Consider the following 22,298-nt stretch of genomic DNA (forward strand, 5'->3'; position numbering starts at 1 on the left):
GCCATGGCCGAGCACCGCGGGATCCCCGACGTCGTCACCGACGCATCCGGCGAACGGCTCGTTCATGCTGCCACGATCGGCGCCGGCGTGCCGGTGCTCGCCTTCGACGTGGGAGGCACCGACATCAAATCGGCGCTGTTCGACGCCGATGGCAACGCGCGCGGCCTTCGCCGCACACCCACGCCTCCCGGCGGCGCCGACAGCCCGACACGGCTGATCGATCGCCTGCAGGAGCTCGCGGGAGAGCTGCGAGCGCAGCATCCCGATGTCGTGCCGGAGGCCGTGGGTCTCGTCGTGCCCGGCATCGTCGACGCCGAGAACGGCCTGGGCGTGTTCAGCAGCAATCTGGGCTGGCGGGATGCTCCGCTGCGCGACCTGGCCGCCGAACGATTCGGTCTGCCGGTCGGATTCGATCATGACGTGCGCTCGGCGAGCTGGGCCGAACACGTGCTGGGCGGGGCACGCTCCTACGAGAACGCGGTCGTGCTGATCATCGGAACCGGCATCGCCGGCGCGCTGCTCGTCGACGGCCGGCCGTACACCGCGGGCGGCTATGCCGGCGAGATCGGCCATTCTCCGATCGGCGAGTGGCCCTGCCCGTGCGGTGCGCGCGGCTGCCTCGAGGCGATCGCCTCCGCCGGGGCCATCGCCCGCAGGTATACGGAGGCGACGGGAGAGCCGATCGACGGCGCCCGCGAGGTGATCGCCCGCGCCGCAGCGGGCGATACGACGGCGGCCGGCATCTGGGAGGACGCCCTCGAGGCGCTCACCCTCTCGATCGCACAGCTCACCGCGGTGATCGCGCCGGAGGCCGTCGTCATCGGCGGAGGGCTGTCGCGTGCAGGTGGTGCGCTCTTCGGCGAACTGCGCGAACGACTCACCGCGCGGCTGAGCTTCCACCGCATCCCTGCGCTGGTGCCGGCCGAGCTGTCCGGCAACGCCGGCATCCTGGGATCAGCCCTGCACGCGCGAGAGTCGGTTGGCGCCGCCGCATCCGGAGCGGGCGCATGATCGTCACCGTCACCCCCAACCCCGCGCTCGATCTCACGTGGCACGTCGAGAGGATCGTGCCGGGCGGTGTGCATCGCGCTGACTCCGGCCGCGCCCGCGCCGGAGGCAAGGGCCTGAACGTCGCCCGTGTCGCGCACGCCGAGGGCGCGCAGACCGTCGCCGTCGCAACGGTTGGCGGCGCCACCGGCGACGAGTTCGCCGCCGAGCTGCGCGAGTCGGGGATGCCGCACACCCTGGTGCCGGTCGCTGCAGCCACACGCCGCAGCATCGCGCTCGTCGACGAGAGCCTCGGCGACACCACCATCGTGAACGAGCGGGGCATCGCTCCGTCGCCGAAGGAGTGGGACGCCCTGCGGGATGCGGTGCGCGCCGCGCTCGCCGCCTCCGCCGGACGGAACGCCGGAAACGGTCCGACGAGTGGCGTGTCGGCCGGCGCCATGGATGCGGATGCGGGTGCGGGCGGGCGGGGTGACCGTCGCCCGAGCGTGCTCGTCGTCTCAGGCAGCCTCCCGCCCGGGACGCCAGAGGACGTGCTGCCCTCCCTCATCGCGCTGGGCCGCTCGGCCGGTGCGACGGTGATCGTCGACACATCGGGGCCCTCGCTCCTTCAGGCGGCGGATGCCGGAGCATCCGTGCTCAAGCCCAACGCCGCCGAACTGGCCGAAGCGACCGGCCTCGACGACCCCCTGGCCGGCGCGCGTGAACTGCTGCGTCGCGGCACCGAGCTCGTGCTGCTCTCGCGCGGCGCGGACGGGATGCTGGCTGTCACGTCGGCCGACGGCCATGCCACGTCGGCCGGCGAGGTGGAACCCGCCCTGCAGGTTCTCTCCGCCCGCCTGCCCGCTCCCCTCGCAGGCAACCCGACGGGCGCGGGCGATGCGGCCGTCGCCGCGTGTGCGGTGCTGCTCGAAGCCGGTGTCCGGGATCCGGAGACCATGCTGCGTCGCGCCACCGCATGGTCGGCGGCGGCGGTGCTCATGCCGCTGGCCGGCGACATCCATCCTTCGTGGACGGAGCTGGAAGACTCCGTCACCGTTCAGAAAGAGGACCCCCGATGACCCTCGCCTCCGCTCGCGACCTGATGCGCAGCGCCGCCGCCGCCGGCACCGGAATCGGCGCGTTCAACGTGATCCACCTCGAGACGGCCGAAGCCCTGGTCGCCGCGTCCGAGCGCGCGCAGCTGCCGGTGATCCTGCAGATCTCGCAGAACTGCGCGGACTACCACGGCGGCCTCGAGCCCATCGGCTGGGCCACGCTCGCCGTCGCCCGCCGCGCCGCCACTCCCGTCGCAGTGCATCTTGACCACGCCGAGCGGCCCGAACTGGTCGACGAGGCCATCGAGCTCGGGTTCGGCTCCGTCATGTTCGACGGCGGCAGGCTCGACTACGACGAGAACGTCGAGACCACGGCCGACGTGGCACGCCGTGCGCGTGCTGCCGGCGTGTACATCGAGGCCGAGCTCGGCGAGGTCGGCGGCAAGGACGGCGCCCATGCGCCTGGCGTGCGCACCGACCCAGACGAGGCGCGCGCCTTCGTCGAGGCGACCGGCGTGGACTCGCTGGCCGTCGCGGTGGGGTCATCGCACGCGATGCTCGACCGCTCGGCATCCCTCGACATCGAGCTGATCGGTCGCCTGCGTGATGCGCTGCGGGGCACCGGGCGCAACGGCGGCGACGTGCCGCTCGTGCTGCACGGCTCGTCCGGCGTGTCCGATGAGGTGATCGCGCAGGCGGTGCGCGCGGGCATGACGAAGATCAACGTCTCCACCCACCTGAACGGCTTCTTCACCCGCGCGATCCGCGAGACCCTCGCCGCGGATGAGAGGCTCGTCGACTCGCGCAAGTACATCAGGCCGGCGCGCGAGGCGGTGGCGGAAGAGGCGGCCAGGATGCTGCGCCTGTTCGCGCTCGACGCAGGCCAGAATTGATGCCGTGAACCGCGCCGCCCGCCTCACCGCCATCCTCGATCTCCTCGCAGAGCAGGGCGAGGTCAGCGTCGAGCAGCTCGTCGAGCGCTTCGGAGCATCCGCCGCGACGACCCGCCGCGACCTCGACAGCCTCGCCGAGCGGCGCCTGCTGACGCGCACGCACGGCGGCGCCGTCGCGCAGTCCGTGGCGTACGAGCTGCCCATCCGCTACAAGAGCCACCACGCGACCGGCGCGAAGGAGCGCATCGCCGCCGCGGCATCGGCGCTCGTCTCGCCGGGACAGGTCGTCGGCCTCTCGGGCGGTACGACCACGAACGCCATCGCGACCGCGCTCGCCGCCCGCGACGATCTGACAGGACTCGGACTGACCGTCGTCACGAACGCGGTGAACATCGCCGCCCAGCTGGCCATGCGTCCCGAGTTCAAGGTCGTCGTCACCGGCGGGGTCATCCATCCGCGCAGCTTCGAGCTGGTGGGGCCGTTCGTCGATCAGCTGCTCGGGGGCGTGCGGCTCGACATCGCCTTCATCGGCGTGAACGGGCTGGATGCCGCATCCGGCGCGAGCACCCACGACGAAGCCGAGGCCGCGGTGAACCGCATGATGGCCGAGCGCGCTGAGCGCGCCGTCGTGGTGGCCGACGCATCCAAACTCGGTCGCGCGGCGTTCGCGCACGTGGGAGGTCCGCAGCTCTTCCCCGTCGTGCTCACGGATGCCGGAGCTCCGGATGCTGCGCGCGCCGCACTCGTCGACGCCGGCTACGAGGTACGCGTCGCGGGCTGAGCCATCTGGCTTCCTCTTCCGGTCGCGATTCCGGGATGAGACGCGACCTGAAGGCGCGCCGACTGCCGGGGCGCGCCTGGGAATGCCTCGGGCCTGGACGCCTGTGGTAACGTTGCCACAATCCACGCAAGGTCAACGCACGAAGGAGTGCCCGCGTGACACAGCAGCCCATCGGCGTCGGAGTGGCCGGATTCTGGCACGTGCACGCCGACGACTACGCCCGCGACGCCACCGAGCATCCCGGCACCAGGGTCGCCGCCGCCTGGGACCCCGACCCGGCCCGCCGCCGGGACGGCGCCGACCGGCTGGGCGTCCCTGCCGCCGATGACCTCGACGCCCTGCTCGCCCATCCCGACGTCGAGGCCATCACGGTCACGACGGCGACGAACGAGCACACCGAGGTCATCGGCCGCGCACTCGCGGCAGGCATGCCGGTGTTCACCGAGAAGCTCCTCGCGCCCACCGTCGCGGAGTGCGAGGCGCTGATCGAAGCCTCACGGGTTCATGCCACACCGCTCGTCGTGTCGCTGCCGCGGCTGTCGGAGCCGCTTATGACCACCATCGCGCGGCTGGTCGACGACGGCGCCCTCGGCGAGCTGACCTACGTGCGTGTGCGGATGGCGCACGACGGCTGGCTCGGAGGCTGGCTTCCCGAGCGGTTCGCCGACCCGGCTGCGGCCATCGGCGGAGCGTTCGCCGACCTCGGCTGCCACCCCGCCTACCTCGTACAGCGCATGCTGGGGGCCACTCCCGAAGCGATCACCGCGGCTTACGGTCACATCACCGGACGCGCCGTCGAGGACAACGCCGTCGTCACCGCCCGCTACGAGAACGGCGCGGTCGGCGTCGCCGAGGCGAGCTTCACGACGACGCCTGGCGCGTTCGCCGTCGAGGTGCGCGGCACCGAGGGCTCGCTGTTGCACGGCTTCGGCCGCGACGAGCTGATCGCCAAGGGCGGGCGGTTCGGTACGGACTGGACACCGGTGCCGCTGGAGCCGGCCGCGCCGTCGCCGTTCGACCTCTGGGTGTCTGCCATCCGCGGAGAGGCTCACAACGCAGACACCTCCGCCAACCTGCAGGCGGCCCTCGATCTGACCAGATTCGTCGTCGCGGCGAACCTCGCCGCCGCCGAGGGGGCGGCGGTGCCCATCGACCAGGAAGGAACGCCATGACCTCGCAGACTCAGCCGGTGCGCATCGGCCTCATCGGAGCGGGCGGCATCGCCGGAGCGCACGTGGCCGGATACCGTCTCAACCCCGAATCGGTGGTCTTCGCCGCCATCGCCGATCCCGTGCGCGAGAACGCCGAGAAGCGTCGTGGCGATGACCCCGGGGTGCGCATCTACGACGACTACCGCGACATGATCGCAGCCGGTGGGTTGGACGCCGTGGACATCTGCCTGCCCCACCACCTGCACGCCGAGGCCGTGATCGCCGCGGCCGACGCCGGGCTGCACGTGCTGTGCGAGAAGCCCCTGTGCCTCACACAGGAGGAGGCCGCTGCCATCGACGCCGCGGTGCGCCGCAGCGGGATCACCGTGATGTGCGCGCACAACCAGCTCTTCCAGCCGGCGGTGGCCGCAGCCAGAGAGATGATCGAGAGCGGTGTGCTCGGCCGGGTGTACGAGGTGCGCACCACCGACAGCTTCTACAACGACTTCACTCCCGAGAGCATGGGCTGGCGTGCGGTCGCGGCGACCGCGGGAGGCGGAGAGCTGATCGACACCGGCTACCACCCCCTGTATCTGCTGCAGTACCTCGCCGGCGGAACGCCGGTTTCGGTGACGGCCATGCTGTCACGGCACCGGCTGGACTTCATGGAGGGCGAGGACTCGGCGCAGGTGCTGGTGCGCTACGACAACGGCGTGGTCGGTCACGTGACCACCAGCTGGGCCTACCAGCCGGCGGTCGGCACCGAGAAGTTCTCGCTCGTCGGCGAGAAGGGCTCGCTCAGCTCCGACGGCACGACCCTCGTCTCCCGCATCCGCGGCGAGGAGCCCGTGAGCGTGACGTTCGAGCCCGTGCACGAGTTCGCCGCCGAGATCGCCCACTTCGCCGAGAGCATCCGCCGCGGGACCAGGCCGATCCAGACGCACGAGGAGGGGATCGACGTGCTGGGCGTCATCCTGGCCGCGTACGAGTCGGAGCGTTCCGGCCGGATCGTCGACGTCGGGCGCGTCGCGGTCACCGACGTCCGGGAGGCCGTCCCGGATTCGCTGCCCGTCGGCTGAGCCGCATCCCGCACGCCGCGCACAGCACGGATGTGGGGCTCGTGACGCCCCGCGTCGCGCGGTCAGGCCGTTGCCGCGGGCAGCTGCGGCAGGGGCAGCGCGTCCAGGAGCAGCTGCGCCAGCGCTTCGCCCTGTTCGATCTGCGGCCACCGCCCCGATGGCAGGTCGACCAGTGTGACGTCGCGGATGCGGCGCAGTTCGCGGGCCGGATCGATGTCTGCGTCGATCCAGCGCCTGACGTCGTCGGAGTGGAACTGAGTGGCGACGACCGTGGCCGGAACCTCGAACCGGCGCTCGTCCGTCAGATGCTGCGGGGTGTCGATGCCACGCAGCCCCGCCGCGCGTCGGCGCCCACGCAGCGCGGCGAGTGCATCGTCCTGCTTCTCACCCTCGGCAGGTTCTGCCGGGGCGCCGTGCGGGTCGGCACGGAATCCGCTGAGCACGTGCGTGCCGTCGGCACTGGGGAACCCTCCGACGTGGAAAGCGCGAGCGACGCGATCGGGTCGCCGGTTGACCGCTGCGTGCACAAGTCCGCAAGCCTCAGCATGGCCGACGAGTGCCACGGCGCCGCCCATCTGATCGATCGTCCTGGCGATGTGCGCCACGTGGTCGGCCAGCATGAGACCCGTACGGTCGGACGCGCGCTCGGTCAGCCCGCGAAGTGTGAGCGGATGCGGCACGTGGCCCGCTGCGCGCAGCTTCGACGCCACCGTCTGCCAGGACGAACCGTCCAACCACAGCCCCGGCACCAGAATGACGTCCATCGCACCTCCTCAGGGCTGCCATCCTCTGCGCGGGCGGCGGCAGCAGACGAGGGGCTTGCCAGTTCTGCAGTCCTGTGCAGTTCGCCGGAAGGACGCGGGTGCGCTGCGGCGCCTCAGTCGCGGATGCCGGCGGCGATCGCGTCCTCGCAGCCCAGCAGGAGGACGCCGGCGCTCCAGGCATGCGAGAGGGTGAGCAGCATCCCCTTCGGCTGGAAGCACTCCGTCTGGTAGTACCGCTCGGTGACCATGCCCCGGTACGCGTTGAAGTCACCGTCGAATCGGGAGACGAACTGACGGAAGCAGGCGAGCGCCTCGACCGCCCGCTCGCGGTAGTGCGCATCGCCGGTCGCCTCGGCGAGCTGCAGCATCTCGCGAGTCATCACGAGCCCGTATGCATGCAGATGCTGGTTCGACGGCGATGCCTGGTCTGCGCCTCGGGTGCCGAAGTCGTAGACGCCGAGCATGGATGAGGGTGGGAACGAGACGTCGTAGCAGTAGCGGAAGCTCAGGGCGAAGTCGGCGGCGCGCCCGGCGAGGCCGAGCCAGACATCGTCCCGGGTGGCGCGGTACAGGGCCATGTACGCCATGACGGCGACGTAGCCGTCTTCGCTGCTCGGCGCCAGGTCGACGTCCTCGGGGGCGCCGTGCAGGTTCTCGTCGAGCACCGCGGCGGCGTAGCACTCGCCGGCGCGCTCGGCGGCGGCGAGGTAGCGCGGATCCCATTGGGCGGCCTCGGCGAGGGCGCCCACCCAGGCCAGGCCGGCGGTTCCCCGCCAGGAGAGCACCTCGCCGGTCTCGGCGTGGTGGATGCTGCCCAGCGCGCCGTCATCGCGCTGCCTGGCGACGACGGCGTCGAGGTTCGAGATGGCGATCTCGCGCCAGGCCTGATCGCCGGTGAGATCGACAGCGCGCACCAGGAACTGGGTCGCTTCGCCGAGCGTTCGACTGTGCAGACCGCGGCGATGATGCGTCCAGCTCTGCGTCCAGCCTCTGTTCCTATACCAGACGCCCCAGAGCGTGCCGCTGGGAGACAGCTCGGCGGTGCAGAAATCGATCACCCGGTGTGCCGCTGCCCGCAGGTTCTCGTCGTCGGTGCGCGCAGCATGACGCAGCATGGCGTAGGCCCACGGGATGCCTGAGACCCAGCCGACATGCATGGCCTGACGATCGACCGGCCGTCCATCCTGACCGGACACCTCTCGATCGAAGCCGGCTGTCTCGAGCAGCACGCCGGGATCGGGGTCGTAGTGCCAGCGCAGCAGTCCCTCCGCCGCCAGTGTCGCCGCCGTGGACACGTCGACCCAGGGTCGCAGCGGTGCCGCGGCAGAGTGCTCCGCATGGAGCTCGCGCAGCACTCGTGCGTAGTCGTGGCGGTCCGGCAGCAGCTCGATCACCCGCACCGGCAGCTCGACCGTCTCGCCCGGAGCGAAGCGGTGCCTCAGCACCTGGGCGCGTCGTGGCTCGGCGTCGCCGTAGTAGGTGACGGGGTGCTCGCGTGCCGGGAAAGTGGCGGACAGCACCGCCTGCTCGCCGTGCAGCGCGAAGCCGAGACCCGTCAGGCCGAGAGCGGTCTCGGGTGCCGTCGACAGTGCCGCACCGTGGCGACCGGCGCCCGGCCAGACCATGACGGCCGGGGAGGCGGCCCGATCGGAGCGGAAGTGCCACTCGTCGCTCACGAACGGGTCGTGCGGGCCATCGGCATCCACGGCGGCCTGGAAGCGCGGGAAGAGCCGATCGTTCTGGGCCGGCCGGTTCTCGCCGTAGAACAGGCCCGGGATCATCCACCACGGGTCGGATGCGCCCGGCAGGGTGATCGACACCCGCACGGCGGCATCCACGGGGGCCGGTCCGTCGAAGCGCACGCGCACGAGATGCCCGCCTGTACCGTCGTCGCGGATGTCGATGGCGAAGCCGGTCGGATCGGCGTCGAGCACTTCGGCCGTCGGACGCAGCTGCGGCCGCAGCCCGACTGCGTCGGCGTCCGTCACACCGGGCCGCCGTCCAGAGGCCACTCGAGCAGATCCACCTCGACGATCTCTTCCTGCGGATCGAGCGGAACCCGGAACGTGCGCACCTGATGCGGGCGGAAATCGGCTTCCAGCGTGCGGCCGGCGACGGGAATCGCGATCCGTGCCGACCCCTCGCGTCCATGGGTCTCGACGGCGCGGAGGATGAGATCGGCCGGACCGCTCTCGGGAGCATCCTCGCTGCCCTTCACCGCCGTGACCATGACCTGCCCGTCGCCGTCGTCGACGAAGCTGTGCTGCGGCGCCAGATCACCGGTGTGGAACGACTCCTGCTGTGCGCGCACCGGCGCGCCCAGCACGGCCGCCCGCCGGGTCGGCTGCGCACGGCGCCAGTCGCCGCCGTGCGGGATGAGCTCCAGGCCGAACCGCTGCACGCCCTGATCCTGAAAGGAGTACACGCCATCGGGATCGAGCAGTCGCGGGTCGTGCCAGGAATACACCGGGCTGCGCACCGCGGTGATCCCGATGCTCGGCGCGTCGTCGTGTGCATCGCCGGCCGGAGAGACGTCCCAGCCGTGCTTCGAGGTGCAGACGACGGTGAGCCCGGCCGGTCTGCCGTCCAGTTCGCCGGTCAGGTCGACCCAGGACTGCGCCGGTTCCTCGGCGCCGTCGACCGGTCGCTCGATCGTGCCATACGGGATCTCGTAGGTCGCCCGAGGGTCGTCGAGGCCCACCGGGAAGCGCAGCTTGAGCAGGTGCGCCTTCTCGCGCCAGTCGAGCGCGACGTCGACTCGTACGGCACTGGCGTCGTGGGCGAGCAGATACTCCTCCACCAGCGTGCTGCCTCCCCACGAACGCTCCACCCGAACCCGCGAGCGCAGCGGGCCGCGCTCGCGCACCACGATGCGGTCGAGTGTCATCGCCGCCCCCGGCCACGCGTAGGAGATCACACGATGGCCCCAGGTGTCGGTCGGATCATCGCAGATCGCCGTGCGCGCCGAGCCACGCGTGCCCTGCAGCGGATCGATGCCGGTGGACTTGTCGAGCAGCGAGACGAGATCGCCGGTGGCGGGATCAAGCTCGAGACGCAGGTGCTCGTTCTCGATCACCGTGCCGTCGTCGGACACCGCCAGCGACGACCGCGCAGGCAGCGCGGGACCGGGCAGCAGACGGTAGAGCGCGTACCCGAGCGCGGGGACGTCGGCGCGGAAGGTGACAGCGCCGCGGCTGCGGTCGCCGGTCGTCGCAGTCGACTGGGTGGCCTGAGACAGCACCGGCGCACCGGTGTGGTCGACCACGCGCACGCCGTGCGGCTGTGCCCCGTACTGCATGTCGACGTCGACTGCGACGGGCCACGGATGCGGATTGAACACGACCACCGGCTGCGTCGCCTCGTCCATCGGGATGTCGATGCGACGGGCGATGCGGTTGTGCGCGGCGGTGATGATGCGCTTGGAGATGGCGATCGCCTCGCCGAGTTGATCGCGCGCGTCGTCGTATGACGGTTCGATGGCCGAGCCCGGGAGGATGTCGTGGAACTGGTTGAACAGCACCTGCTTCCAAGCGCGCTCCAGGTCATCGCGGGGGTAGGTCTCGGCCCCCATGGCCACTTCGACCGCCGCCCAGCGCTCTGCCGACAGCACGGCATGCTGGGCCCGCCGCTGCCACGCCTTGATGCCGGAGTGGGCGGAGTAGCATCCGGGTGCGTGGTGCTGAAGGTCGTCACGACGCGTGGTGAGCCCGCCGAGGAACGCGTCCCCCCTCGCGAGCATCTCGTCGAAGTAGGCGCGCGGCGACGACATCGTCATCCTCCCGAAAGTGCCCATCCGGTCGTACCGGTGGATCGAATCGATGTTGGCCTTCGTGGGTCCGCCGCCGTGGTTGCCGACGCCGTAGAACACCATCATCTCGCCGAGTGAGCGGTCGAGCTGGCCGAGCGACTTCTCGGTCTGCCCTGCCACGTCGCCTGGCGGGCTGCAGTACTCGAACGGGATGCGGTACGCGAGCACCCTGGACCCGTCGGCCGACTCCCAGTGGAACAGGGTCTCGTCGAGATCCCCCTCGTGGGGTCCGGGGCGCAGGAAGCAATAGGAGTCCATCCGGTGCCCGCGCAGTATCTGCGGCAGGCTCGCGCTGTGCCCGAACGGGTCGACGTTCATCCCGACGGAGGCGATGCGGCCGAAGCGCGACTGCAGATAGCGCTGCCCGTACAGGCCCTGACGCGCGAAGGACTCGCCCATCGGCATATTGCAGTCCGGTTCGACCCACCACCCGCCGACGTTCACCCAGCGGCCTTCCTCGACGCGCTCGGCGATGCGCGCGAACAGCTCCGGGTCCTGCTCCTCGACCCACGACAGCAGCACGATCTGGTCGCAGGTGAAGATGAAGTCGGGGTACTCGTCCATGCGGTCCAGGGCGCTGGCGAACGTGGCGCGCGCCTCCTGGTACCCCTCCTGCCACGGCCACAGCCACACCGGATCCAGGTGAGCGTTGCCGATCATGTGCAGAGTGCGATCGGGCGTCGCCGCCGGCCGCGGAGCAGGGGTCATGTCGGCCGGCTGCGCGCCGGACGGCGCGTTCGAGACGGGTGCGCGGTCGTCGCGACTCACGGCAGGTCCTCTCCTGCGGCCCAGGCGTCCAGCATCTCGGACAGAGCGTGCAGAAGGAAGGTGTGGAGCTCTTGGATGCGCGGCGTCTCGCTGCTCGGGGCGAGAAGCACGTGATCGGCGAGCGCCAGGGAGGCACCGCCGTCGCCTCCGGCGAACAGGAGCGTCGTGGCACCGTTGGCGCGTGCGGCGGTCAGACCTCGCACGATGTTCGCCGAACGGCCGGAGGTGGTGAACGCCGCCACCACGTCGCCGGGGCGTGCGAGCGCCTCGACCTGGCGCGAGAAGACGTCCTCGAAGGAGTAGTCGTTGGCGATGCAGGTCGACACCGTCGCATCGGTGGTGAGCGTGACGGCGGGCAGCGGCCTGCGATCGCGCCGGTAATGGCCGATGAGCTCGCCCGTGAAGTGCTGGGCGTCGGCCGCACTGCCGCCGTTTCCGAAGGTGTACAGCGTGCCGCCGCGCTCGAAGGCGTCGATGAGCACGCCGCCGACGGCGCGCACGTCGTCGAGCAGCCCGGTCGCTTCTTCGGCGGTGCGGATGTGCGCCTCGAGTTGGGCGGTGAGCAGATCAGACAAGCGGGGCCTCCTTGGCCAGGTCGAGGGCGAGAGCGCCGGCACCGATCACGCACACCTCGTCGCCGAGACCGGCGAGCGAGACCTGGGCGCGTGCCGCGGGCGGCATGGCGGTCGTGCGCACGATCTCGCGCACGGGGTCGAGCAGCATGGCGCCGGAGCGGGTGACGCCTCCGCCGAGGATGACCACGTGCGGTTCGAAGACGTTGACGAGGTCGGTCACGGCCTGGCCGAGCAGAGCGGTCGTCTCGTGCCACACCTGTGTCGCCAGCGGGTCGCCGTCGGATGCCGCGCGCGAGACATGCTCGGCCCGCACCTCCGGCAGATCGCGCAGCACGGAGGGCTGGTCGCCGGCGGCGATCAGCTCGTTCGCCCGCGCGGCGATGTTGGTGCCGGAGGCGTACGCCTCGAGGCATCCGCGGCGGCCGCATTCGCAGAGCCGCCCTCCCGGGCGCACGGTGAGATGACCGAACTCGCCGCCGTTGCCGGCCGCTCCCCGGTGCAGCCTGCCGTCGATCACCGATCCGCCTCCGACGCCGGTGGAGAGCGTGAGGTACAGCGCGATGCCGGCACCGCGCGCGGCGCCGAAGCGGTGCTCGCCCAGCACGGCGGCGGTCGCGTCGTTCTCGACGACGGCGGGCACGCCGAACGCCTCGCTCGCCATGGCCACGATCGGCACGTCGATCCAGCCCGGCAGGTGCAGCGGATTGGTGAGCACCCCGGCATCCGCGTCGAGAGGCCCGCCGCAGCTGATGCCGACCGCCGTCGGCTCGCCGAGCCCGGCCGTGCGGATGCTGCGCCGGCCCATGTCGAAGAGGTGCGCGATGACGGCATCGGGGCCGCGGTGCTTGTCGGTGGGCTCGGTGAGCAGGCCGTGGCTTCGTCCGTCGGACGTCACGACCGCGACGGCGAGCTTCGTGCCGCCGATGTCCAGCGCGAGCACGGGCTGCTGCGTTGCCATTCTCTCCTCCGGCCTGCACGCTCGGCGTGCACATGTGACATCGTTCCCACATCATAGCAACGCAATCGCCCGTGACAAGAGGTGCGCTCGTGGCAAGGGGCGGCGGACGTCAACCGTGCGGCCAGCCGCGCAGCGTGGCTGTCGGCCGCGCGGGTACCCCGGTGGGGCCGCCTCCCCGGAAATCGCGGCGGCGTCGGTCAGGCTGGCGGGGCCGCGATCGACCCGCGGTCGAGGAACCGGGTCGGCAGCACCATGGTGCGCACCGGCGCATCCGGCATGTCGATGCGCTCGAGAAGCGCGCGAAGTGCGGTGGCGCCGAGGGAGCCGGCATCCTGCACGCGGGAGGATACCCCGGGTCGCACCATGCTCATCCACGGGGCGTCGTCGAAGCCGACCACGCTGACATCTTCGGGGATGCGCAGGCCGAGTTCCGCGGCCGCGCGCCACGTGCCCTCGGTGAGCACGTTGTTCGCCGCGAACACGGCGGTGGGCCGGTCGGGCAGGGAGAGGATGCGGCGCGCAGCGGCGGTCGCCTCTTCGGCATCCCAGCCGGCCTGTACGATCAGCGAGTCGTCGTAGCGCACCTTGCGGGCGGCCAGGGCGTCGAGATAGCCGCGCTGACGCTCCTCACCGGTGGTCCATTCGGTCTCGTCGATCAGCAGCGCGATGCGGCGGTGCCCGGCCGACAGCAGCCGTTCGGTCGTGTCGCGGGCGGCCGCGCGGTTGTCGACCACCACGGCATCCGTGCCCTCGGCGTCGAAGCGCCGGTCGACCTCGATCAGCGGCACGCCGATGCGGCTCAGATACTCGCTGAGCTGACCGGACACGGGAGTGGCGATCACGCCGGAGACGCGCGAGGCGACCAGCGCCTCCGCCGCGTCGAGCTCCCCCTCGCCGTCGCCGTGCAGATCGACCAGCACCAGCGTGCGGCCGTGCTTCTTGGCCTCCTCGCCGATGCCGGATGCGAGTTCGGCGTAGAAGACGTTGCGCAGGTCGGACACGAGCACGCCGACCGACCGGCTGGTGCGCTGCTTGAGGCTGCGGGCGGTCGCGTCGACGACGTAGCCGATCTCTTTCGCGACCGCACGCACGCGGTCGCGCACCTCGGGCGCCGCGTACCCGTTGCCCGAGAGCGCCCGCGAAGCCGTGGAGCGCGACACCCCGGCCGCTTCGGCGACTTCGCGGATCGTGGGTCGTGCCACCGGTGGGCGACGCTGATCGCTCATGCGCGTCGCTCCGCCGTGAGCGGGGAGTCTTCGATCTCGTGCACATCGACGAGTGCCTCGGCGTGCTGACCGAAGCGCACCTCACCCATCGTGACGTCGACCGCGATGCGCTGCCGGCGACCGGCGGACGCGGGGGTGACGGTCAGCTGCACGGAGGTCTCCTCTCTGACGTCGAGGTCGATGACGACCTCGCGCCGGGACGAGCGCCAGCCTATCGGCAAGACCGGCGCGAGCCGCACAGTGGCGGGCGAGGGCAGCGGGTTGCGCACGCGCACCACGTAGTCGAGCTCCTCGTCGACGACAGCGCGGCGGCGGTACGGGAGCAGACGCGCCGTCTGGCCGTCGGGCCCGATCACCAGATCGTCGAGCGGCAGCAGCCGCTCGTGCAGGTCGTCCACCAGTCTGGCCGACTCGGTGAGGTGGTCGAGGTAGTCCTCGTCGACCCAGCGCGGCTCCCAGTGCCCGCTGGCCATCAGGCCGGGCGCGATGCGCCGGTACAGGGCTGCGCTCTGCGCGTAGTCGCCCAGCCGGAACAGGTTCCGGTACTGGTAGTTCATGATGTCGCGCCGGCCTTCCCTGCCGCCCAGGCCCTCCTGCTGATCGCCGGTGAAGACCACCTTCGTGCCGTCGACCTCGAGCGAGTAGGCCACGGCGTAGAGGGTGTGGCCGGGCTGCGCGTGCGCGGTGAGCGTGTACTCGTTCCAGGTGAAGGGCTCCTCGAGCGGCAGCACGCGGTCCGCGACGATCGGGTCGTACCACTGGCAGGGGAGATCCTCGCGCCAGGGGTCGGCCATCGTCGGCGCGACGTTCTCCGGTATCCAGATCTCTGTGCCCTCGACGTCGCGCAGCAGCGGCATGCCGGCGATGTGGTCGTCGTGGTAGTGCGTGGGCAGTGCCACCGAGATGCGCGTCACCGCGTGGTCGCGACGCAGCGCCGGCAGCGACGCGAGCCACGGCCTCCTGGCCGCGCGTTCCTGCCCCGGAACCAGGCCCGTGGTCATGTCGTAGCCGTAGTCGATGACGAGCGCCTCGCCGGTCTCGGAGAGCAGGACGTAAGAGCACGACATCGACGTGCGATTGAGCAGCAGGTGCGGGGTGAGCGCCAGGAACGGATCGTCGAGCCTGGCCAGAAGATCCCACGGATACGAGCGGCGCGAGTCCACGTACTCCTGCATGATCGCGGCGAGCGACTCCAGGGCGCCCTGCGCGTCGTCCATGACGTCTCCGTGCGACGGCGCCAACCTGGTGACGCCCTCGCGCGCCAGCATCCGTGCGCTCAGCACCGTCATCGCCGGGCCCTCGTTCTGCGTGTACGACCACTGGGTCGCCGCGAGTGACCAGACCTTGCCCGGCGCGTAGATCAGGTCGCCCGAGAACGCGAGCAGCTCGCCGTCGCGTTCGAGCAGGTACGACACCGAGCCGATCGTGTGTCCGGGGGTCGGCAGCACCCGCAGGCGCACGCCCGCGAGTGTGAGCTCGCGATACTCGGGAACGGTCGCGTGCACCGGCACGGACGAGAGCAGTGAGAAGCGGTCCTGCCGCAGGTTGTAGTCGTTGTCGAGCTGCCGTCCGGTCCACATCTCCTCGACCCGGTCGAACAGTTCGCGCTCCACGGGCGGCACGTGGATGCGGGCGCCGTGCGCGACGGCCAGCGGCAGACCCTGAGCCTGGTCGCGGTGATGATGCGTCATCACCACGTCTGCGATGCGGCGGATGCCGAGGCGTTCGAGGTGCTGCAGTGCGAGGCCCGATCCGAAGTCGACGGCCACCGCATCACGCTCGCCCTCCGGCGCATCGGGATCGACGAGCAGGTAGACGTGGCAGGTGTCGGCGATACGCCACACGCCGCGCGCGACCTCGATGGCGGTCATGCCCGACCTGCGCGGTACTCGTCCCAGGTGCGTGCGATCTCGGCGAGATGCTCGACGTCGATCGGCTCCTCGTGGCGCATCTGCTCGAGGTAGTACAGCGCCGGCACGCCCAGTTTCGCCTGCGTACGCGCGTAGTCGAGCCACTCGTCGCGGTTCGGCATCGGCCATTGGTCGGTGTCGACCGGATGCTCGGGCAGCACCGCCGCGATGATCTCGTGCCTGGCCTTCAGCTGAGCGGCGACCGGCACGGGCCGCCCGTCGCGGTCGTGCTCGAGCACGTCGTTCGTGCGGATCATGTCGGCGATGTCGCCGAACGACGGATGCACGGTGTGGGTGATCACGAGCGCGTCGGGCTTGATGCGCGTCGCCGCGGCGTGCAGACGAGCGACCAGACGGTGCACGGCGGCTATCCCCCAGACGCCGTCGCTGTCGGGCGCGGAGCGGAGGGCAGCGCCGCTGGGGGTGCGCTGGGTGAAGTCGACCTTGAAGCCGTCGGCGTTCAGGCCGTCGGCCGAGAGCAGGCGTTCGACCATCCGGTCGAGCCGGGAGAGATAGGCGCGGCTCCCGGGATCGGCGGCGACAGGGCGTCCGGCGGCATCCGTGATGCACTCGCTGGGCGGCAGCCCCGCCGGATCCCATGCCTTCCACCACAGCAGCACCCGGCGCCCCTCGGCATGCCGGTCGGCGATCCACCCGCCCATGTCGGGCCAGGCGTCGGCATCGGGTTCCGCCGTGCCGTACTCGGCCTGCCAGCGATCGTCGATCACGATCGTCCCGGGGTCGAGCGACACCTCCGCCAGCCTCGTGAGGAACTCGTCGTAGATCTCCTGCCTGCAGAGGTCCGGTGCGGGCGCCCCTCCTCGCGCGACCTGTGCGCCCCACCCGCAGAAGATCGGTTCGAGCCACCACGGCCTGACCGTCTTGGTGGGAGACGGTGCGCAACCGGTGCGGACCAGGTCGTCGCGGTACTCCGCCAGCGCCGCCGCAGGTGAGGCCGTCGGACGCAGTACCAGTGCGGGTGATCGCCAGCGCCCGTCGACCGCCGTGTGCCCCTCATGGGCGAGTCGCACGAGGGCGCCGTCGTCCACGGGGTCGTAGCGCATCGTGGTGAAACGCAGCGTCTCCACCGGTCCGCGCAACCAGGCAGCGAGCCACGGTCCTTCCCCCGGCGTGAGGGGGTCGGTGACCGGTGCCCGGCCGAACGCGAGAGCGAGAGGGGGAGGGGAGAAGATGCCGTTGAGCCGCCCGGGATCGGCGTCGCCGACCACGCCCAGCGAGGCGGCCGACCAGACGGGCCGCACGAAAGCGACCGGCTCAGTGGGGCTCGGCACGTACAGCGAGTGCGCGTCGAAGCCCGAACGGAACGTGCCCGCGGCGCCGGTGGTCAGCACGCCGTCCCCGCCGAGCAGGGTGACATCGGTGATGTCGCCAACGCCTTCGGCCTCGAGCACGATCTCGATGGTGTCGGAGGTGCAGCGCAGTTCGAGCGTCCGCTCGCGCCAGGCCGTGGATTCGGTGCGCACTGTCACCACGATCGCATCGTCTTCGTTGCGCACCTCGGGTTCGGTGTGGCGCATGCTCTCGTCGCGGTTCTGCCGCGTGTGGATGCTGGAGAGCGCGCACAGCCGCATCCAGCGGGCGCCTTCGGTGTCGGACAGCTCGAAGTAGGGAGAGCGCGCCAGGCCCGTGCTTCCGGTCTTCCACGACAGTGAGTAGCTCGCCGCCTCGATGGTGCTCCGATGCGGTCCTGAGGTCAGTGAGGGCGTGGCGCTCATGCGGTCATTGTATGTGATAACGTTCCCACGTGCTCGAAGACGACACCGCCTTCCCCATGCTCCCCCGTCCGCGCAGCATCGACATCCGCTTGGGACGGCATCCGCTCGTCGAAGTGCTCGGCGCCCTCGCCGAGATACGCGATGCGGACGTACCGGCGGAGGCCTATCGCCTCGACGTCCGCGACGGACGTGCCGAGACGCACGCCTCGGACGACAGAGGGTTCCGGTACGCGCGGACGACTCTCGAGGAACTCGCCGCCGTGCACGGCGGCTCGGTGCCGGACGTCACCGTCGACGACCGCCCGGCGCTCGCCAGGCGCGGCATCATCGAGGGGTTCTACGGTGAGCCGTGGTCGCATGACGAGCGAATGGCGGCGCTGCGGCTGGCGGGGCGCCTGAAACTCAACTCCTACGTCTACGCACCCAAGGACGACCCGTACCATCGCGTCCGCTGGCGCGAGCCGTACCCCGACGATGAGCTCGCGCTGCTCGCCGAACTCGCCGGCGAGGGGGCGAGGCACGGTGTCGATGTGGTGGTCGCGCTGCACCCGGCGGGGTCGATGGTGTTCTCGGATGACGCCGAGCACCGACTGCTCGCCTCGAAGGCCCGCCAGCTGCTCGACGCCGGTGTGCCCGACGTCGCGCTGCTGTTCGACGACGTGCCGCCGAAGCCGGTGCACGACAAGGACAGGGAGCGGTTCGGGGAGGACGGACGCGCACTCGGCGAGGCGCATGCGCTGACCGTGCGCCGGTTCGGCCAGGCTCTCGCCGGCCTGCGAGCGGCATCCGACCTGCTCGTGGTGCCGATGGACTACGCCGGCGTCGCCGACTCGGACTATCGCTCCGCCTTCGCCGCGGGACTGCCCGACGAAGCGCTGGTGTGGTGGACCGGACGCGACATCGTGGTGGGGGAGGTCAGCAGAGACGACATCGACGCGGCGGCGGAGGTGTTCGGTGACCGGCTGCTGCTGTGGGACAACTTCCCCGTGAACGACTTCGACCGCGGCAGGGCGTTCCTCGGGCCCCTGCAGGGGCGCACCTCTGACGTGGAGGGCTCCGCCCTGCGCGGGGCGTGGTCGAACCCGATGGTCGAGTACGCTCCCGGCGGGTTCGGCATCGCCGCCTTCGCCGACTGGGCGTGGAACCCGCAGGGCTACGAACCGGCACGCGCCGCCCGGGCCGCGCTCCGGATCATCGGCGGCGACCTGGCACCGCAGATCGGCCCACTGGTGCAGGCGCTGTCATCGTGGCCGCCCTCCGCGCCGATGGACGCAGAGCTGGGACGGCTGGCCGATGAGGCGCTCGCCGGATCCGCCGATGCCGCGGGTGACCTGCGCGTCCGGCTGGAGCGCCTGCAGGGTCTCGGCGATGTCGCGACCGATCAGGAACCGGCTCGCTCGCTCGCGCCGTGGCTGCGCGCGGCGGCCGACATGGGCTCGGCGGGTCTCGCGGCTCTGGATGTGCAGCAGGGGCGCCAAGGCGCCGCTGTCGCCTCGGTCGAGGCTGCACTGGCGAGAGCCGAGGAGCACAAGGCCAAGGTCGCCGTCGACGTCGTCCCCCGCTTCGCGCGCGCCGTCGCGGGGCTCGCAGACCGCGCCGGCGAGGCCGGCCCCGGCTGACCGCCCGTTCAGCGCAGGGCGGAGACGAACGCGTCGGCGCCGGTCTCGGGCGACGTCATCGCGCGGGGATCGTCGCCGGCCCCGGCGGCCATCGAGGCCTGCGCCAGCACGATGGCGTCGGTATCGCCTGCCTGTGCGACGGCGTCGGCGATGAGCGCGTCATGACGTGCCTGATCCCCGGCTGCTCTGGCGGCGGCGGCGCCTGCGACGACCAGCGAGGAGATGTCGATATCGAGCCCGGAGCGCCGTGCACGGGCTTCGACCAGCCTCGTCGTCGGTCCGAGCGTCGCCTCGAGCGTCGCGAGCACGAGGATCCTGCCCGCACCGGCGCCCGCACGCTGCACAGCAGCCTCCGCCATCGCCGCATCGACGCGCGTGAGCGGCACTCCCGCCGCCTCGGCCGCCTCGACGGCAGCCTCGCCGATGGACGAGCAGGTGACCAGCACGGCGGCGGCACCCGCATCGCGCAGACCAGCGAGGTGGCCATGCAGTGTGGAGCGCACATCGTCTGTCACGCCGCCCGCGACGACGCGCGAGAGCAGTGAGGCGTCGGCGGTGTGCACGATATCGAGGTCGCCGCGGCGGGCGAGCAGGAGCTGATCGAACACCGGGACCAGTGCGGGCACGGTGTGCAGCACACCGACGCGCAGAGTCATGCCGATCCTCCGTCGCCACCGGCGTAGCCAGGGCCGGATGCCGATTCACGCCACGGTCGTGCGTGCTCGTCGACGATGTCGCCGAGGGCCTTCAGCCGGTCGACAGATCGGCGGCGCAACTCGCCGCGCAGATCCTTCTCGCCGACCACGTCGCTCCACAGCGCCCGTCCCGCCAGGAAGCCGCTGGCGCCCTCGATGCACGCCGCGCGCACCGCATCGGCGAACCGCTCGCGCTCGACCCCCTGCGACAACACGACCCACGGCCCGAGCATGCACTCGTTCAGCGCCGCGCTCGCAAGACGCTGGTCCTTCTCGTCGCCGGAACCGGCGAGCGGTACCTGCGCCTTGTACAGGTCGGGCCGAAGCGCCGACAGCTCGCGTGCCGCCTCGCGGATCGCGGCGTCCGCATCGAAGCCCTGCTCGCCCGGCGCGGCGCGCACGACCGGTTCGAGCACCGAGAGCACCCCGCGGCTGCGGGCCTCCTCGATGAACCGGGCCGCCAGGCGGACGCGCTCCTCGCGGCGAGTGTCGCGACGCCAGATCAGCAGCAGTTTCAGTGCGTCGACCTGATCGGGGATGCCTGACAGCGCCTCATCGTCGATGTCGGTGTCCCCGACGGGGCCGCCGTCGACCTGGTCGAGGGCGTCGACGGCGAGGATGAGGCCGGTCGGCTCGGCAAGAGCGGCGCGCACCTCGTCGAAGCCGTACGTCCGGTCGGCCAGGAACGCGGAGGCGTGGGGTCCCAGCGTCTCGGCGACGGCGACCTTGAAGTCGATGAGCACCTCGTCGGCCGGCCTGCCGTGACCGGCCTGATCGAACATGTGCCGCAGGCTCTCCCGCTGGTCCATGGCGACCATGGCGAAGGCGCCGGTCGGTCGGGCGAGGGCGTCGAGCGTTGTCATCGTTCTCCTTGAGGTGTGCGTGCCGTGCGGGTTGAGAGCTGATCGTGCACGGCGGCGAGGAACCGGTCGTGCGCCTCGTCGAGGCCGGGTGCGGCGGAGGGCGCTACGGCGCTGGAGGGGAGGGTCGCATCCGGCGACGCGACGTGCTCGCGCACTGCGGCGAGCAGCGCGGCACCGGCGGCGACCGGTTCGTCGTGGGCCACGAGCCGGACGGGGAGCCCGGTCGCTGCGGTCAGCGCCGGCCACGCCGGGATGCGGTGGGCCAGGGAGCCGAGCAGCACCAGCGACGTGCACGGCCCTCCGGCGAGCTCGTCGGCGGTCTCGCGCATCCAGCGAGCGTGCGAGACGAGCGACTGCAGCAGTCCCCGGGCGAGAGCGTCGTCCTCTCCGACTCCGAGCACCTGCAGTTCGGCGTCGGCATCGGGGCGAGGGCACTGGCGGCCGGCCGGATAGGGCAGCACCGTCACCGGGCTGGTGCTCCAGTCGGCGGGATCCTGTTCCGAGAGCAGCGCGATGGTGCCGGGATGCCGCGATTCCCAGAGCGCCAGCAGCGCACCACACGAGCGGCTGCCGCCGAGCACCGTGACGGCGGCGCCGTCGACGGTGCGCGACACCGCAAATCCCGCCGCCACCGCCCCCGCACGATCGACATCGGCTGCCACCCTGACCACGGCCTCGGCGGTGCCGAGCGAGTCGGCCGCGTCGCCGGGCACACGGGCGCCGGCAGCCCACGCGCCGACCGCGTGATCGTGTCCGGCGATGTGCAGGGGGATGCCGGGACGCAGCCCGAAGGTCGCGGCGGCGCCGGTCGTGAACCCGACTCGCCGGCCGGGCGCCCGCAACGCCGGGAGCACGTGCAGCGGGATGCCGAGATCCGTCAGGAGCCCTTCGTCCCACCGGTCGCCGTCGGCACCGGCCAGCATGGTGCGCGCCGCGAGCGTGTGGTCCACTGCCCGCACGCCGGTGAGAGCGTGCCCGATCAGGTCGGCGGCGCCCGACCAGTGGCGCAGAGCGCGGAGCGCTTCGGGCTGCGCGGTCGCCAGCGCGATGAGCGCGACGGCGGCGGGTTTGGTGGTGGCGGGAACTCCGGTCCGAGCGGGCAGCCCAGGGCGCAGAGTGAGCAGGTGATCGAGGTGCGCACGGTCGACGGCGCGATCCCATCGCAGCATCCCGGTCAGCGGTGTGCCGTAGGCGGCGAGGGCGGTGCCGCTCTCGGCCATGGAGGCGACGCCGATCGCGGCGATCGGCGACCCGGCCCGCGCGCCGCAGGAGCGCGTCACCTCGGCTGCGCCGGCGAGCAGTTGGTGCGGATCGGACGATGTCGGGCGGCGCTCGACGTGCACGACGCGCACGCCGTCGGTCACGTCGACGAGGGCGGCCTTCGTCGACGTGCTTCCGATGTCCAGACCGAGGACGAGCGTCACGCC

The 22,298-nt window shown here is 71.5% G+C and carries 18 protein-coding genes; 7 read left to right on the plus strand and 11 right to left on the minus strand.

The window, feature by feature from the left end:
- Window positions 1–3: 3 nt before the first annotated feature.
- The 6 genes from RIN43_RS02235 (at window position 4) to RIN43_RS02260 (ending at window position 5,949) form a co-directional block, all read left to right on the plus strand.
- Window positions 4–1,011 carry an ROK family protein gene (locus tag RIN43_RS02235; RefSeq protein WP_309127237.1) on the plus strand — a complete coding sequence of 336 codons (1,008 nt, stop codon included), beginning with the start codon at window positions 4–6 and terminating at the stop codon, window positions 1,009–1,011.
- Window positions 1,008–2,069: a PfkB family carbohydrate kinase gene (locus RIN43_RS02240; protein ID WP_309127238.1), complete on the plus strand. Its 1,062-nt coding sequence runs from the start codon at window positions 1,008–1,010 to the stop codon at window positions 2,067–2,069. Before RIN43_RS02235 ends, RIN43_RS02240 begins: the two co-directional genes overlap by 4 nt.
- Window positions 2,066–2,938 carry a class II fructose-bisphosphate aldolase gene (locus RIN43_RS02245; protein WP_309127239.1) on the plus strand — a complete coding sequence of 291 codons (873 nt, stop codon included), beginning with the start codon at window positions 2,066–2,068 and terminating at the stop codon, window positions 2,936–2,938. Before RIN43_RS02240 ends, RIN43_RS02245 begins: the two co-directional genes overlap by 4 nt.
- A 4-nt stretch (window positions 2,939–2,942) precedes the next feature.
- Window positions 2,943–3,719: a DeoR/GlpR family DNA-binding transcription regulator gene (locus tag RIN43_RS02250; protein ID WP_309127240.1), complete on the plus strand. Its 777-nt coding sequence runs from the start codon at window positions 2,943–2,945 to the stop codon at window positions 3,717–3,719.
- Window positions 3,720–3,874: 155 nt separating this feature from the next.
- Complete coding sequence (locus tag RIN43_RS02255; RefSeq protein ID WP_309127241.1) at window positions 3,875–4,891, plus strand: Gfo/Idh/MocA family oxidoreductase; 1,017 nt, start codon at window positions 3,875–3,877, stop codon at window positions 4,889–4,891.
- On the plus strand, window positions 4,888–5,949 hold the full coding sequence (locus tag RIN43_RS02260; protein ID WP_309127242.1) for a Gfo/Idh/MocA family oxidoreductase: 1,062 nt from the start codon (window positions 4,888–4,890) through the stop codon (window positions 5,947–5,949). The genes RIN43_RS02255 and RIN43_RS02260 overlap by 4 nt, the downstream gene beginning before the upstream one ends.
- A gap of 62 nt (window positions 5,950–6,011) precedes the next feature.
- Here the strand turns inward: RIN43_RS02260 and RIN43_RS02265 are convergent, their stop codons facing one another.
- The 8 genes from RIN43_RS02265 to RIN43_RS02300 all read right to left on the minus strand — a co-directional run bounded on the left by RIN43_RS02265 (window position 6,012) and on the right by RIN43_RS02300 (window position 17,694).
- A complete protein-coding gene (locus RIN43_RS02265) occupies window positions 6,012–6,713 on the minus strand; it encodes an alpha/beta hydrolase (protein ID WP_309127243.1) in 702 nt (233 codons plus the stop codon).
- 113 nt (window positions 6,714–6,826) lie between these two features.
- Window positions 6,827–8,701, minus strand: coding sequence for a hypothetical protein (locus RIN43_RS02270; protein WP_309127244.1), 1,875 nt, complete (start codon window positions 8,699–8,701; stop codon window positions 6,827–6,829).
- A complete protein-coding gene (locus tag RIN43_RS02275; RefSeq protein WP_309127245.1) occupies window positions 8,698–11,289 on the minus strand; it encodes a glycoside hydrolase family 38 C-terminal domain-containing protein in 2,592 nt (863 codons plus the stop codon). Before RIN43_RS02275 ends, RIN43_RS02270 begins: the two co-directional genes overlap by 4 nt.
- Complete coding sequence (locus tag RIN43_RS02280; RefSeq protein ID WP_309127246.1) at window positions 11,286–11,864, minus strand: SIS domain-containing protein; 579 nt, start codon at window positions 11,862–11,864, stop codon at window positions 11,286–11,288. Before RIN43_RS02280 ends, RIN43_RS02275 begins: the two co-directional genes overlap by 4 nt.
- Window positions 11,857–12,822: an ROK family protein gene (locus tag RIN43_RS02285; RefSeq protein ID WP_309127247.1), complete on the minus strand. Its 966-nt coding sequence runs from the start codon at window positions 12,820–12,822 to the stop codon at window positions 11,857–11,859. Before RIN43_RS02285 ends, RIN43_RS02280 begins: the two co-directional genes overlap by 8 nt.
- Before the next feature lie 197 nt (window positions 12,823–13,019).
- A complete protein-coding gene (locus RIN43_RS02290; RefSeq protein ID WP_309127248.1) occupies window positions 13,020–14,048 on the minus strand; it encodes a LacI family DNA-binding transcriptional regulator in 1,029 nt (342 codons plus the stop codon).
- Entirely contained in the window at window positions 14,045–15,919 is a 1,875-nt protein-coding gene (locus tag RIN43_RS02295) for an MBL fold metallo-hydrolase (protein WP_309127249.1), read from the minus strand. Before RIN43_RS02295 ends, RIN43_RS02290 begins: the two co-directional genes overlap by 4 nt.
- Window positions 15,916–17,694 carry a hypothetical protein gene (locus RIN43_RS02300; protein WP_309127250.1) on the minus strand — a complete coding sequence of 593 codons (1,779 nt, stop codon included), beginning with the start codon at window positions 17,692–17,694 and terminating at the stop codon, window positions 15,916–15,918. Before RIN43_RS02300 ends, RIN43_RS02295 begins: the two co-directional genes overlap by 4 nt.
- Before the next feature lie 29 nt (window positions 17,695–17,723).
- On the opposite strand from RIN43_RS02300, the gene RIN43_RS02305 reads away from it, so the two are divergent.
- Entirely contained in the window at window positions 17,724–19,313 is a 1,590-nt protein-coding gene (locus RIN43_RS02305; protein WP_309127251.1) for a beta-N-acetylglucosaminidase domain-containing protein, read from the plus strand.
- Between the two features lie 8 nt (window positions 19,314–19,321).
- Here RIN43_RS02305 and RIN43_RS02310 read toward each other — a convergent pair whose 3' ends face one another.
- Genes RIN43_RS02310 through RIN43_RS02320 form a run of 3 tightly spaced genes read right to left on the minus strand, consistent with a single transcriptional unit; the run spans window position 19,322 to window position 22,295 of the window.
- Entirely contained in the window at window positions 19,322–19,969 is a 648-nt protein-coding gene (locus RIN43_RS02310) for an aspartate/glutamate racemase family protein (protein ID WP_309127252.1), read from the minus strand.
- Window positions 19,966–20,871, minus strand: coding sequence for a hypothetical protein (locus tag RIN43_RS02315; protein WP_309127253.1), 906 nt, complete (start codon window positions 20,869–20,871; stop codon window positions 19,966–19,968). The genes RIN43_RS02310 and RIN43_RS02315 overlap by 4 nt, the downstream gene beginning before the upstream one ends.
- Entirely contained in the window at window positions 20,868–22,295 is a 1,428-nt protein-coding gene (locus RIN43_RS02320) for an FGGY family carbohydrate kinase (RefSeq protein ID WP_309127254.1), read from the minus strand. Before RIN43_RS02320 ends, RIN43_RS02315 begins: the two co-directional genes overlap by 4 nt.
- Window positions 22,296–22,298: the final 3 nt, after the last annotated feature.

The organism is Microbacterium sp., from assembly GCF_031178445.1.
Lineage (GTDB): Bacteria > Actinomycetota > Actinomycetes > Actinomycetales > Microbacteriaceae > Microbacterium.